Raw genomic sequence first — 14,200 nt, forward strand, 5'->3', positions numbered from 1 at the left:
AAATCAAAAAACAGAAGCGCCCAACACCGGCACTTCTGTTTTTTATTTATTTTCTTTTTCAGAAAAGATCTCGCTCCCGCCCCAGAGAAGCGCACCTGTAAATATGAAAAGATCCGAAATATTAAATACGACCTTCTTAAGCTTCGGATTTTCCACATTCAGGCTCACATAATCCGTGACGTATCCCTTTCTGCGACGTTCCGTATAATTATTCAGACCGCCGCCCAGGATCATAGAAAGCCCAAGCTTGGATATGCGTGTGCCTTTTTCTCCGGAAGTACGTATATACTCCCAGATCGCACCGCCCAGCACCATAGATGCAAGATCTCTCAGGAATTCTTTATCTTTGTTTTTTAATATTCCAAGCATCATCCCATGATTATGGCAATTTCTTACGATCAGTCTGCCTCCCAGGCACTTTTCCTTCAGATCTTTCTTTTCCGATGTGTTGATTTTTTCTTTATATAATAGTCTGTACCAAAGATTCCCGCCGTCAGTAAATTCCACAACATTATTCCCCCTCCTTATTTCTGTGGTCTGCATAATATTCAGGCAGGCTCCCACTGGGGAAAGCCTGCCTTATATGCTTATGGTTATTCTGTTTTTCTTCTATTGTTTCTGTATTTTCCGGATCAGCCGCAGGCTCCTCTGTTTCTGTAGATCCCACTTCCGTTCTTTCCTCTTCCAATTCCGGATCTGATCCTGATGTTTCTGTTTCTGACGCTTCTGCGGTTTCTGCTGTTTCTACTACTTCTGACGCTTCTACTGTCTCTTCCGGATCTGCTGCCACTTCTGTAGCTTCTGCGTTTTCTTCCGCTTCTGTCTCCGGTACTTCTGTCACCTCTGCCTCAGCAGCCTCTTCAAGCTCCTCATCTGCCTGCTCGATCACATCGGCAGCTTTCTCTTCCAGCTCCGCTGTAGGACACGCCGCTCCGCAATACGGACAGAAGCTGGCCTCCCGCATCACCGCCTTATGGCAGGCCGGGCAGAACTTCTCCCCTTTACTGGCAGCGATCGCATCTCTGTAGTGATCTGCCTCCAGCATGTGCTGGCTGATCTCCTCGCAGATAACTCCCGTCTCACCGTCAACGGCTTCTCCCTGCTCATAACGTGTATAGATCATCTTTCCGATATCCATCATCAGCTTTTCGGTCATACGCTCCTGTGCAGAGAGCTTGTTACGGATCTTCTGGATCTCATAGAGATTCTCTGCTCTGGAACTTAAGCCCTTTGCCTTTCTTGTCAGTGTGTTTCCCAGATCATCCCAAAAACTGCTTTTTGCCATATCTGTCACGCTCCTTTATATTAAAGAATCTTCTTGTTTCTTATCCTTCCAGTGCCGGGATCTCCTGTCCACGCATAAGGATCTTCGGACCTCCGTTGCCCTGAATGTATCCCTCTGTGATCACGACCTCACCGATATTGTCGTCCTTCGGGATCTCATACATGATATCCAGCATATATTCCTCCAGGATAGCCCGGAGAGCTCTGGCTCCTGTATGGCGTTCCAATGCCTTACGGGCAATGGCATGTAAGGCACCGTCCTCAAACTCCAGTTTTACTTCATCCAGTGCCAGAAGCTTCTTGTACTGTTTCAGAATAGCATTCTTCGGCTCCTTGAGGATTTTCACAAGCATATCTTCCGTCAGCCCGTTCAGGGTAAAGATGATCGGAAGACGACCGATAAATTCCGGAATCATTCCAAATGCACGGAGATCATCTACCGTTACTTTCTCCAGCACATGCGGATCATCATCATATTTGTCCTTCAGATCTGCATAAAATCCGATAGACGCCTGTTTATTCAGTCTTTCTTTGATGATATTCTCAAGATCCGGGAACGCACCGCCACAGATAAACAGAATGTTCCTTGTATTTACAGTCACCATAGGTACCATGGCATTCTTGCTGGTAGCACCTACCGGAACTTCCACTTCACTTCCCTCCAGAAGTTTCAGAAGTCCCTGCTGGACAGCCTCTCCGCTGACATCTCTCTGGTTGGTATTCTTCTTCTTTGCGATCTTATCGATCTCATCGATGAAAATGATCCCGTGCTCTGCCTTCTCCACATCATTATCTGCAGCCGCAAGGAGCTTGGATACTACGCTCTCGATATCATCACCGATATAACCGGCCTCTGTAAGAGATGTGGCATCTGCAATGGCAAGCGGTACCTGAAGAAGTCTGGCAAGCATCTTCACCAGATAAGTCTTACCGCAGCCTGTAGGTCCGATCATCAGCATATTGGATTTCTCGATCTCAATATCATCCATGGTATCTGTGGCAACTCTTTTATAATGGTTGTATACACCTACAGACATTACCTTCTTGGCATATTCCTGTCCGATCACATATTCATCCAGAGTTGCTTTGATCTTATGTGGTGCAGGAATATCTTTGAGATCGATCACCGGCTTCGGAGTCTCTGATTTTTTCTTGATCTTCTTCGCCTGGTTTCCGGGATTCTGGAAACTGCCCAGATCGATCATGCTCACATTCGGCATGTTAAAAAGATCGGAATAATTTCCATTGTTCATCTGGGTGTTCATAGTATCAAAGCTTTTCTGCATGCAATCCGCACAGATATGTATATGATTAGGAAGGTCGATCATCTTCCCTGCCTGACTCTCCGGTCTGCGGCATAAAAAACAGAATTTCTCGTATTTCTGCTCCTGGTCATTGTCTTTATTATTATCAAACTGATCTGCCATAACATTTCCTTTCTGGTTTTTATTATGCATATTATAGCACATAATCCCGCTGTATCAAATTAAGTTTTTATAAACCGGGGAGCTGCATGTTCTTATGCAGCTCCCCGGTTTATAAATGGTTATCCTGTATTTTCTTTTATTTGTCAGAAGAGGGTTTGCTTCCAAGGGTCACTTCAACCGTCTGTTCCTTGTATTCTCCGCTGTTCGCTCTGGAGATCACCACTTCGATGGTTTCTCCTGCCTCATAATACTGCAGCTTATCAACAAGGTCATCCTTGCCGCTTACCTTCTGTCCATCCAGCTTCACAATGATATCGCCTTTTTTGATCCCTGCATTATCTGCTGCGCCACCTTCCGTTACCTCAGTAATAAAAGCACCTGCCGGCATATTATACATCTGGATGGCTTCTGTTGTAAGATCGGCAGCCTTGACTCCCATATATCCTACCTTGGAAGAATCTTCCACCTTATCCCTGGTTTCGCGGTTCATCAGTTCTTCCAGGATCGGCTCTGCCTTGGAGATTGGAATGGCATATCCCATGCCTTCCACCTGACTGTCTGCATACTTGGCCGCATTGATACCGATCACTTCACCGTTCATGTTCAGAAGTGCACCGCCACTGTTTCCGGGATTGATTGCTGCATCAGTCTGGATCAGTCCGCTGGCTTCTCCGTCCTCTGTACTAATGCTTCTGTTAAGGGCACTTATCCATCCGGAGGTAACTGACTGTCCATAGCCCAGTGCATTGCCAATGGCAACCACCTGCTCACCAACTACAAGATCGTCCGAGCTTCCCATCTGTGCGATCTTGATCTCCTCCATGGTCTCATCCGGAATATCGGATTTCTCCACTGCCACCACTGCCAGATCATTCTCTTCATCAGTGCCTTTGATCTTGGCAGAAACTGCGTTATCCACATCCGCATCTCCATCGGAGCTGCTTGCCATAGCCTGGGTTTCTTCTTCCGCTCCTACCACATCACTGCCTGCAAAGCACACAGTAAGTGTAGTCGCTCCAGATACCACATGGTTGTTAGTCGCAATGAGAAGCTCGCTGTCATTTTCTCCTACAATAATACCGGAACCACTTCCTGCACTCTGATACTGCCTCGTTTCATATCCGAAAAAGCTTGGGATCTCCTGCACACTGACAGATGTAATGGCAACGATAGAAGACATGGTTGCCTGGGCTACACCGGCCACTGTACCACTCTCTGCCACAATATCCTTCACAGTAGAATCCGCAGAGCTACTGTCAGTACTATCCTCTGTTCCGGTAACTGTTTCTGTCTTTCCGATCGTTGTACTGCTGTCATTTCCTCTGTATTTATCTGCTGCAATATTCACGCCCTGAAAAACCACTCCGGCTACCAGCCCAAAGATCACAGCCAGTGCCACCGCAGTGGCTGCTTTCTTTCCAAAGCTGTTGTTGCCTGAAAAATCTCTCTTTTTCCGCGGCTTTTTGGGCGGTATATTTCCACCGGCATAATTACCGGCCTGAGGCTGATGCACCTCATAATGTCCGTATTTTGGTTTCTCCTGCGAAGTGCCTTCACTCTGTCCGGCACCTGCATCGCTGTCCTGTCTGCTCTCCTGCATCCTGCGTCCCTCAGAATAAGGATGCGTCAGCGGTTTCTGTTCTGCCGAAGCATTCTTATCCTCATCCGGCAAGTCTGTCCCCCATTTATTCTCTTCACTCATGCCTCTGGTGCTCCCTTCTATGTTATCTGATGCATGTATCTATTACTGCTCACTCCGTTCTCAGTAACATTTATTTCTCTTATAAAAGACAGTTTAACAGGGAATTGTGTTTAAACTGTGATATCTCTTTTAAAAAACCGTGACCTGCTCTTATTTGTTCTTTTTCCAGTATTCCGGATTCATGGTGCAGGAGCGGATCATTTTTTCAGGGAGCTTTTTGTATCGTTTTCCGAGAAAATATCCGGCGTATTTGGAGACACTTTGCAAAAACAGTCCGGGGATCAGCCATATGTGGCCTGTTTTCAGAAGATATGCCATGCTTTTTTTTACCAGCCGGATGCCCTCACCTTCGGAAGGCACTCCTTCAAAAACCTCCGGATGCTCCGCCTGGGAAACTCCCAGATCAAAATTCCTGTGGAACTGCTGCATACAGGTGTAATTGTGAGAATGATATACACGCGCTTCTGATACATAGGCAACTCCATAGCCTTTTTTACCATCCAGCCTGCATAGATCATATCTTCATTAAAAATAGCATGCTCCGGAAATCCACCAATCTCATCATAGATCCTGTGATCATAAGCAGCACAGACGTTGGAGCAGAAATATGTTTTGATCCCGTAGGTCTGTACATCTTTTTCCGTTTTCAGACAGGACTGTTCCGGATAATTAAAGGAACGGGTATATTTTTCCAGAAATCTGCAGTCCTTTTTTGGAAGCTGACGCGCATAAGCGGCTCCTGCCTGTGGATTCTCTGCAAGAGCTCCTACCAGTGCTCCGATCAGTTCCCTGTCTGCCGGCATTGCATCCTGTGTCATAAATACAAGGATCTCCGCATCCGAAAGCTCTGCCGCCTGCCTTCTGGTACCGCCATGGTCAAATTCTTCTTTTGTAAGATGCCGGACTTCCACAAGCGGATATTCCTGTTCCCAGGTCTCTTTCCAGAATTTCTTTTCTGTATTCATGACAAGGATCTTATTGATAGGATATTTCTGTGCGCTGAGTCTTTCCAGCAGTTTTTCAAATTCTTCTCCCGGACGGTATGCCGGGATGATCACGTCTGTTTTTAATGTTTTCATATTTGTCTCCTGTCCAGAAAGGACCACCCGTTACTGGATGGTCCCTTCTGCTGGTTGCTTATTTTGATGTTTTATTCATTCTCCGAATAATCTTCTCCGTCGGTATAATCGCTATAATCCGTATCGGAATCGTCTCCGGAATAGTCCGTATCTGTGCTGTAATCGTCTCCGGAATAATCCGTATCTGTGCTGTAATCGTCTCCGGAGTAATCCGAATCATAATCTGTGTCTGTGCTGTAATCAGCATCATCACTTGTGTCCGTACTGCTGTAATCTGTGGATGTATCTCCCTGCCACGTGTACGAATCATCCGTTGCGTCATTCGGTGTATCTGTCACCGCAGGTGCAGTGTCCTGCACGTCGCCTCCGCCTGCGATATTTGTGATCTGGGCACTTCTGTTGAGTACATCCTGCGTCGGAGTGTAACTGGTGTCTCCATACAGAAACTGATGCATCTTCAGAACATTGGATTCCAGTGTGGTAGGTACGATAACGCTGCCCTTTACCTGGGCAAATTTATAATCATTGGGGAAGCCTGTAGTTTCATCAATACTGTAGCCGATCATAGCCGGGATCATCTTCAGGATCTCTGTTTTGGAAACAGAAGTTTTGACCATCGGGAATACTTGATCCATAATATCAAAGATAGTGGAAAGTCCTGCCTTTTTCGCCTTATCTACGATCATCTGGATCACTCGTCTCTGTCTCTCGGTACGTCCCATATCAAGACTTGCAGTATAACGGATACGGCAGTAGGAGGTAGCCTGTACACCATTAAGATGATAGGTATCTACGATTGCTTCCTCATCCTCCGGCTTCGGATCCGGCAGTTCGATCGGTGTGTAGCTCTTTCCGGTTTCCTCTGATGTCTCCACACAGTAATTGTTCATATGAACGATCTCCGCATAGGAAAGAGGGATGTCCAATCCTCCGAGGCAGTCTACCACAGTTACCAGCGCATTAAAATCAATGGCAACATAATCTGTGATATTCAGATCCAGATTCGTATTCAGCATGGAAACCGCGTTGGTCGGTCCGCCAAATGCATATGCCGAATTGGCTTTGGAATAGGTATCATCCTTTACATTGAGAAGGGTATCTCTATAGACAGACACAAGTTTGACTGCCTTCGTATCATTGTTGATACTCGCAATGATGATGGTATCACTGTTCTCTGTATTCAGCTTCTCATTCTTGCTTCTGTGGTCCAGTCCGAACAGTGCATAGGTGGTATATCCCGTCATCTGCGGTGCCTGATCATTAGTTACAATATCCTGGTCTGCAAGATCTGTTTCCTGGATGTCGATCTTATCCAGTTTGGCTGAGATCTGACCATAAACGAACAGACCTCCGATAAACAGGAGCAGTACGACGATCTCCAGGATAAATAAAATCTTCTTGCTTTTTTTCCGAGGTTTTGACATCTTTTCCTTTTCCCCTTTTTAGTATGCGTTCTTATTAATAAATCCTTTGAATATGGTAAGAAACATGATCTTTATATCAAATCCCACAGACCAGTTTTCGATATAATACAGATCACACTCTATCCTTTTTCTGATAGAAGTATCTCCACGATAGCCATTTACCTGTGCCCACCCGGTAAGACCCGGCCGCACCTGATGCTTGACCATATAACGTGGTATCTCCTCCCTAAACTTTTCTACAAAAAACGGCCGCTCCGGTCTTGGTCCCACAAGACTCATCTCACCCTTCAGAATGTTAAAAAGCTGTGGAAGCTCATCCAGACTGGTATGACGCATAAATTTACCGATTCCGGTAACTCTTGGATCGTTCTTTACTGTCCACGCCTTTTTTTCTTCTGATTCTTTCTGGATCTCCATGGAACGGAATTTATACATCCGGAAAGTCTGATTGTGAAGCCCGACACGTTCCTGCTTATAGATCAGCGGTCCCGGCGAAGTCAGCTTGATCAGCATACACAACACCAGCATCACTGGTGAGGACACAATGATCGCAACGATCGCGCCTGCAATATCCATAGATCTCTTGATCAGTGCATTAAACGTGTTGCTCAGGGGCACATACCGGATATTGATCACCGGAAGCCCGAGAATATCTTCTGTATATGGTTTGGTCGGAATAATATTATTATAATCCGGAATAAATTTTGTGTGCACGCCGGATTTTTCACAGAGTGCAACGATCTCTTCCAGACGATAATACTCACTTAAGCCCAGGGTAATGGCTATCTCATCCAGACGACTGGATGGAAGGATGATCATCAGATTGGCGATTCGACCGATCACCTTAACGCCCTTATAAGTAGTGCCTGCCGGCACATTGTCATCCAGTATGCCCCTGATCACGTATCCCCATTGCGGATTCTGCAGGATCCTGTCTACATATTCCTCGGCAGCACGGCTGTATCCTACCAGCAGCACCTGTTTCTGGTTCATTCCTTTTTTGCGCATATCCCGGAGAATGTAAAATATGACCATACGCACAAACCATTCCAGGACGATATTGATCACACAGAAAGAAACCAGAGTAAGACGGGAATAGTCCAGCTCTTTAAAATTGTAAAGTGCAAACATGATGATAAGGAGCCCTAACGCATTTGCCTTCACAATTCCGGCAAGTACGAGACGACGCCCCTGCATTCGCATCGGTGTATAAAGATCAAAGGCCTGATAAAGAAGTAAATATCCCGGAATAATGAATATCAGCATAAACATATATTCCTGGACGGTCTTGGACTGGACCGCCGAATGTTCAAAAATTCCCTGAAAACGGATCAACCAGGCCAGGGCATAGGAGGCCGCGATCACAAATACATCGATCAGCATATGGAGACGACTGAAATTTTTCTGGTTGTCTTTAATCAATTTCCGCCACCTCATTTAAGTTCATTGCTTTTATCTTATAATAGATGAAACTCAAAAGCAATAAAATCTTCCCTCCGAAATATAAAAATTCTGTGAAAATATGATGTCTTAACCGGCAAAACGCCTAAAAATGTTGATCCAGAGTTCAAACTGGAGCTGTATATAACGCGGAAGATTCCTCATGGAAAATCTGACTTTTTTGTTTTTGCGGCTGATCTGAAAGCCGTTTTTGATGCCTGCAAGGTACTCACGTCCGAATCCCTTGGACGCAAAAAACAGGATCTTCGCACCGAATCCCACCAGAAAAACGGAAGGTTCAGCACGATCTGGAGAAACGGCATATTCTTATAGATAAGATAAATATTGTTTCTGGAAGAATACCGGATCTTAAACTGATTATATCTGGAGCCGCTGGTGCCGCTTCCTACATGATAAACCTTCGCTTTTGGAGCATACCAGTTCTGATAACCGCAGATCCTGGCACGATAGCCGATATCCAGATCCTCCAGATAAGCAAAATGCTCCTCATCAAAATCTCCGATCCTGTCAATAAATTTCTTCCGGTAGATCGCAGCTCCCGCACAGGTGGAAAAAATCTTCTGCTCTCGGTCATAATGGCGGATATCCTTGCCTTTTCCCCTGGCAAAAGCCCAGCCAAGGGCACAGTAATAATTTCCGGCATCATCCATCTTGTCCCTGTCATGAAGCTGGATCATCTTTGCCTGACAGGAAAATGCCTTCTTATGTCTGCGCAGGGCAGCAACCATCTCCTCCAGGAAATCCGGTTCCGCTTCCGTATCATTGTTCAGAAGCAGCACATATGGGGAACGTGCCGCATGGATCCCTTCATTGACGGCTCTGCTGAAGCCGTAATTCTCCGGAAGCTGTATCATGTGTACCCATGGATATTCCGCCGAAACAAACGCACAGCTGCCATCAGTGGAACCATTATCCACTAGTATAACCTCAAAATTACGGATAGTCTGTCTTTCAAGACTGGAAAGAACACCATCCAGATATGCCATTCCGTTAAAGTTTGGTATGACTACTGATACTTCCTGCATTGCTTTATCCCTTCTTCTTTCCCATTCCCGGAAGGGGCTTCAGGGAATAATTCCATTTGGTTAAAGAAAGATTTTTGTTATAGTATGGATCTCCTTTTTTCAGGATATCCAGCCAGTGACAGCGCATGTATTCGATCTCCGTCTGGAAACGGCGGACCTTTTCCTCGCTGTCCTCAGTGCCTCTTGACTTGGATTCGTAATGATAGAGCTTCACATACGGATCATAGACGATCAGATGGCCGTGGCTTCGCACCTTCAGACAGAGATCCACATCATTAAACGCAACTGCAAGCTCTTCCGTAAAGCCTCCTGCCTCCAGAAAAACTTCCTTCTTCATCATCATACATGCTGCAGTCACACAGCTCATATCCTGCAGAAGAGAGGCCTTATGGAGATATCCGGTACGCTCTGCCGGCATATTCACAAACATGTTCCCGGCAATTCCGCCCATTCCTACCACGCAGCCTGCATGCTGAACGGTGTTGTCCGGATAGATCAGCTTGACGCCAACTGCACCTGTTTCCTTACGCTGGCACACGCTCAGCATCTCTGACATCCAGTCCGGATCGATGACCTTTACGTCATTATTCAGAAAAAGCAGGTAATCTCCTTTGGCATGGCGCACCCCGAAATTGTTGATGGCAGAATAGTTGAAGCCTTTTTTCCAGCGGATCAGATGGACCCTGGGATCCTCCGAAAGCTTTCTGTAATACCGGAAGATCTCTTCGGAGCTGCTGTTATTCTCCACAATGATGATCTCGTAATTTTTGTAGGCAGTTTTTTCAAAAATGGATTCCACGCAGGCCTGAAGCGTTTCTTTCTCCTCACGGTTCGGAATGATAACAGAAATCAGAGGTTCTCCCTGCACCGGATACTTCACACGGTAAAATCCAAAATCCGGAGTATGCTCCACGGTTCCCGGAGTTCCGGTCCGTTTGAGATTCCCCTCAATGGCACGTCTGCCGGCTTCAAAAGCATACATCTTGCTTGCCGGATTATCTGCTGTGGAGGATTTATGGGTCCTCCAGTGATAAAGGATCTCCGGTACATGGACCACTTCCCTGGCCTGCTCCACACAGCGGAAAATGAAATCATAATCCTGGGCGCCGTCAAATTCCCGGCGGAATCCGCCCACTGTCTGCACTACGGAACGTCTTACCACCAGAAAATGGCAGATATAATTATTGGATCTTAAAAGATCCAGGTTAAAGTCCGGTTTCAGATGGGGCTGAAAATGTTCAGAAAGATCTGTCGTGACCTTATCCTCATCTGTATAGATCACATCCGCCTCCGGATGCTCCTCCAGTGCCGCCGCGATCTCATACAATGCATTAGGTGCCAGCAGATCATCATGATCCAGAAGTGCGATAAAATCACCCTCTGCCATGGCAAATGCCGCGTTTGTATTTTCTGCAATGCCAAGATTCTCTTTCAGATCCTGATAGCGGATCCTCCTGTCCATCTCTGCATAGGATCTCAGCACGGTCTGCATGTCCGGATCCTCCGGGCTTCCGTTTGCCAGACACAGCTCCCAGTTCTCATATGTCTGTGCAAGGAGAGAGTCCAGCATCTGTCTTAAAAAACGCTCCGGTGTCAGATATGCAGGTACCACAATGCTGATCAGCGGCCCATCCGGAAATTTGCGTTTCCGCTGCTTCTCCAGTGTTTCCTCGTCAGGTCTGTATGCCTCATACCATGGTCCGTAAGGAACCTCTTCCGGTTCAAAACGTTCATGAAGCCGGATCCAGAACTCTTTCAGACCATAATGCTTCAGGTATCTTAGGCCCTTCTGTACTGTATAGGGGGAAAGCTTCTTTATAAGTCTGTCCCATTGGATCTTTCCTGTAGAATCATCTTTACTCATATATTATCTCCGTATTACTCAGTTTGATGTTACTGTTCACTCTGTTCTCAGTAACAGTTTGATGAACATATTTTACCATTCCATCATTTTTTTGCAAGGAAGAGAGGAAATGTGTTATACTGAGCTTACGTATGTATTGCTTACATAAGAATTATTTTTTATACAGGAGTACCATTTATCATGAAAAAATCAAGAATAACCACAGCGCTTCTGGCTATTGGGATCTCCGCTTCCATGGTGTTCCAGACTCCAGTTTTCGCCACAGAAGAAACCGCTGTTGCTGTATCCTCCGGTGTTACCACCAATGGGATCAGCGGATGGCCTCAGGGGCCTGAGATCACTTCCGCATCTGCCGTGATCATGGAAGATATTTCCGATACGATCCTCTATGCCAAGGATATGGACACCACGCTTTCTCCGGCCGGCGCAGTTAAGATCATGACCTGTCTTCTGGCACTGGAGAACAGCCAGCTTGACGATCAGGTTACCATGACCGAAACCGGTGTATCCGGTGTTACAGACGGAGGCGCTCATATTTCCTCACAGCTCGGAGAGGTATTTACCATGGAGCAGTGCCTTTACGCTCTGATGCTGGCCTCTGCCAATGACATTGCTCTCCAGGTCGCAGAACAGATCGGCGGATCTGTGGATGCCTTTGTCCAGAAAATGAACGACCGTGCCAAGGAGCTGGGATGTACCAATACGGTATTCACCAATCCTACCGGTCTCCCGGATGACAACCAGCATACCACAGCACATGATCTGGCTCTGATCATGCAGGCGGCTATCCGTAATGACAGCTTCCGCACCATCTCCGGAGCCACCTCCTATACGATCCCGGCTACCAATGTTTCCGGCGGTACCCGTAACCTGACAAGCTCTTTTACCATGACAGATCCTGCATCCGCTTCCTATTATGAAGGATGTATCGGCGGTCGTGAAAGTACCACCACTGCTTCCGGAAGCGTTCTTGTCACAGCTGCACAGCGAAACGGTACTACTCTGATCGCAGTAGTCATGAACGGAGCGACCGGTCAGACAGCTACCGAAGCGATCTCACTTCTGGATTACGGTTTTTCCAATTTCCAGCTTCTGGATCTCAGCGAGGATGATTTTCACATCCTGTCCGGCGGCACTGTAATGGTTCCATCCGGTGCGACCGCAGACGACCTGACTACGGAAGATACGGAATCTGATGGTCAGATCTTACGCACCTATTCCTTTGGCGGAACTCAGGTGGGAACTGCAGTTGTCGAGGATCCCTCCCAGGAAAGCTCTTCCGATGTACTGGAAAATGATGAAAACATGGATTCTGCAAAAGCTTATTCCGAATCCAGATCCCAGATCCCGTATTTTGCCATTGGCGGTGTGGGCATCCTGCTCCTGATCCTTCTGCTGTGGCGCATGATCCGGATCATCCGTTCCTGATCTTGGTTCCCAGGCGGATATACTTCAGAATCAAAAAATCCCTCCTATGTACCGGTCATATCCGGATACATAGAAGGGATTTTTTTCTGCCATCTCTCCATCTGGGTGTCAGCCATAAAACGGAACTACCAGGAAGATATAGCATAAAAACGGAGAAGCAGCCAGAAGTGCTGTCAGGACCCGGTATATCCACATTCTGATATTTTCTTTTTTTACAAAACGCTCAAGCAGACGATTCCAGCCGGCTGTCACAAAATACATGGCCGGATACAGTGCCGGCATGATATAACGTCCCTGTGCCTGGTTGTCACTATAATATACATAATACATAAACAGCCCAACAGGGATCAGGATCAGAATGATCAGCAGCAGATGAAAGATCCCTTTTCTGTCCCATTTATCGTACACGGTTATTGTTTTTATCTTCAGCTTTTCACTTCCTGCTGCTTTTCGTTCTTTTACCACAGTACGTTTCTTCGGATAAAACATTCCCAACATGGTTAAAATACCGATCCCACCCATTCCAAAGAACAGGAAATATGCCTTGCTAACATTATAAGGCATATAAATCTGCATCAGACCAAAGGTTCCGATAAAGCTTACCAGTACTGTCAGCAGCCAGTTATGCTGCCAGCCCGGGTCCTGATACAGAAGGATATCCTTCCATGACCAGTTCAGCTTCTCCGGTGTAGGGTATCTGGACGGTCTGTAATCAACAACCGCATATTTTTCCGCACACTGTGCACAGGCTTTTCTTCCGATAAGATCTCCGTCATAGAGAACGGCATTTCGTATAAACCACCAGCCGCATAAAGCAAGGGTTACTGCCGCGATCACGATCCCTCTCCGGAACAGAAATGCAACTCTCTGTTTTACCGGCTCTTCCCTGCACAGAAGGACTGTCAGGCAGAAAAACAGGAAACTGCATAAGATCCATCCGTAGGTATTATAGTAGGACAGTGCACAGACTGCCATTCCAACAGCCAGAAGGATCGAATTTCTGAAGCTCCAGTCTCCCGTTTCCAGATAACAGGACCAGGAATACAGGATCATCGCCATGGATAAAAGCGCCAGGGAATCCGTGTTTACATAAGTTCCCAGAAACAATGCCTGCGGCATAAAGCCTGCCAGTGCGGCAAACAGCCATCTTCCCTCTTTCGGAAAAAGCTTTCCGGATGCTTTCACCACAAAATATACCGCTCCAGTCACAAAGAGCACATCTGCCATCCTCGCCGCATGGAGTAATCCGTCTGCAGATGCATGGAACAGACCTGCGATCCCCATAAATACAGCAGATACCATATAGGAAAGGATCGGATAATAGGCATAGGAAATCCCCCATGTCGCATCACGGATGGTTGGCTCATCTCCAAGAGGCAGCTTTCCCGGATGCTCATGAAGATACTGTGCCACCATGTAGCGCATTTTTTCATCGGGGCCTGCCCCCAGGGGCTGCATAAACGCCCATGCAGTCAGGAGCAGAAATGCTGCCAGGACAAGAACCCC

At 46.6% G+C, this 14,200-nt stretch carries 11 protein-coding genes; 1 reads left to right on the forward strand and 10 read right to left on the reverse strand.

Annotated elements, in window-relative coordinates:
• Positions 1-42: 42 nt before the first annotated feature.
• The 9 genes from CK1_RS17185 to CK1_RS17225 form a co-directional block, all read right to left on the reverse strand.
• Positions 43-507 (reverse strand): signal peptidase II, encoded by a 465-nt coding sequence (locus tag CK1_RS17185; RefSeq protein ID WP_306289031.1) that lies wholly within the window; start codon positions 505-507, stop codon positions 43-45.
• 4 nt (positions 508-511) lie between these two features.
• On the reverse strand, positions 512-1,285 hold the full coding sequence (locus tag CK1_RS17190) for a zinc ribbon domain-containing protein (RefSeq protein WP_015527401.1): 774 nt from the start codon (positions 1,283-1,285) through the stop codon (positions 512-514).
• Positions 1,286-1,325: 40 nt separating this feature from the next.
• The gene (gene clpX, locus CK1_RS17195) at positions 1,326-2,711 is read right to left on the reverse strand and encodes an ATP-dependent Clp protease ATP-binding subunit ClpX (RefSeq protein WP_114002048.1); all 1,386 of its coding nucleotides are present in this window, start codon (positions 2,709-2,711) and stop codon (positions 1,326-1,328) included.
• Between the two features lie 136 nt (positions 2,712-2,847).
• Positions 2,848-4,413: a S1C family serine protease gene (locus tag CK1_RS17200; protein ID WP_015527403.1), complete on the reverse strand. Its 1,566-nt coding sequence runs from the start codon at positions 4,411-4,413 to the stop codon at positions 2,848-2,850.
• 326 nt (positions 4,414-4,739) lie between these two features.
• Positions 4,740-5,492, reverse strand: coding sequence for a glycosyltransferase family 2 protein (locus tag CK1_RS17205; protein WP_306289032.1), 753 nt, complete (start codon positions 5,490-5,492; stop codon positions 4,740-4,742).
• Positions 5,493-5,563: 71 nt separating this feature from the next.
• Positions 5,564-6,916: an LCP family protein gene (locus tag CK1_RS17210; RefSeq protein WP_015527404.1), complete on the reverse strand. Its 1,353-nt coding sequence runs from the start codon at positions 6,914-6,916 to the stop codon at positions 5,564-5,566.
• A gap of 18 nt (positions 6,917-6,934) precedes the next feature.
• On the reverse strand, positions 6,935-8,338 hold the full coding sequence (locus tag CK1_RS17215; RefSeq protein ID WP_022426969.1) for an undecaprenyl-phosphate glucose phosphotransferase: 1,404 nt from the start codon (positions 8,336-8,338) through the stop codon (positions 6,935-6,937).
• A gap of 179 nt (positions 8,339-8,517) precedes the next feature.
• Complete coding sequence (locus tag CK1_RS17220) at positions 8,518-9,402, reverse strand: glycosyltransferase family 2 protein (protein ID WP_015527405.1); 885 nt, start codon at positions 9,400-9,402, stop codon at positions 8,518-8,520.
• 4 nt (positions 9,403-9,406) lie between these two features.
• Positions 9,407-11,266, reverse strand: a complete 1,860-nt coding sequence (locus CK1_RS17225; protein WP_015527406.1) for a glycosyltransferase family 2 protein — start codon at positions 11,264-11,266, stop codon at positions 9,407-9,409.
• A gap of 180 nt (positions 11,267-11,446) precedes the next feature.
• On the opposite strand from CK1_RS17225, the gene CK1_RS17230 reads away from it, so the two are divergent.
• A complete protein-coding gene (locus CK1_RS17230) occupies positions 11,447-12,694 on the forward strand; it encodes a D-alanyl-D-alanine carboxypeptidase family protein (protein ID WP_015527407.1) in 1,248 nt (415 codons plus the stop codon).
• Between the two features lie 108 nt (positions 12,695-12,802).
• Here the strand turns inward: CK1_RS17230 and CK1_RS17235 are convergent, their stop codons facing one another.
• Positions 12,803-14,152, reverse strand: coding sequence for an ArnT family glycosyltransferase (locus CK1_RS17235; RefSeq protein ID WP_306289033.1), 1,350 nt, complete (start codon positions 14,150-14,152; stop codon positions 12,803-12,805).
• Positions 14,153-14,200 lie beyond the last annotated feature (48 nt).

Origin of the sequence: Ruminococcus sp. SR1/5, assembly GCF_000209835.1 — a bacterium.
GTDB classification, from domain to species: domain Bacteria; phylum Bacillota; class Clostridia; order Lachnospirales; family Lachnospiraceae; genus Blautia_A; species Blautia_A fusiformis.

Coding starts and splice junctions, on each gene's coding strand:
- CK1_RS17235 (WP_306289033.1), bottom strand. CDS start 14,152: ATGCAGCCCCTGGGGGCAGGCCCCGATGAAAAAATGCGCTACATGGTG.
- CK1_RS17210 (WP_015527404.1), bottom strand. CDS start 6,916: ATGTCAAAACCTCGGAAAAAAAGCAAGAAGATTTTATTTATCCTGGAG.
- CK1_RS17230 (WP_015527407.1), top strand. CDS start 11,447: ATGAAAAAATCAAGAATAACCACAGCGCTTCTGGCTATTGGGATCTCC.
- CK1_RS17205 (WP_306289032.1), bottom strand. CDS start 5,492: ATGAAAACATTAAAAACAGACGTGATCATCCCGGCATACCGTCCGGGA.
- CK1_RS17225 (WP_015527406.1), bottom strand. CDS start 11,266: ATGAGTAAAGATGATTCTACAGGAAAGATCCAATGGGACAGACTTATA.
- CK1_RS17200 (WP_015527403.1), bottom strand. CDS start 4,413: ATGAGTGAAGAGAATAAATGGGGGACAGACTTGCCGGATGAGGATAAG.
- CK1_RS17220 (WP_015527405.1), bottom strand. CDS start 9,402: ATGCAGGAAGTATCAGTAGTCATACCAAACTTTAACGGAATGGCATAT.
- CK1_RS17190 (WP_015527401.1), bottom strand. CDS start 1,285: ATGGCAAAAAGCAGTTTTTGGGATGATCTGGGAAACACACTGACAAGA.
- clpX (WP_114002048.1), bottom strand. CDS start 2,711: ATGGCAGATCAGTTTGATAATAATAAAGACAATGACCAGGAGCAGAAA.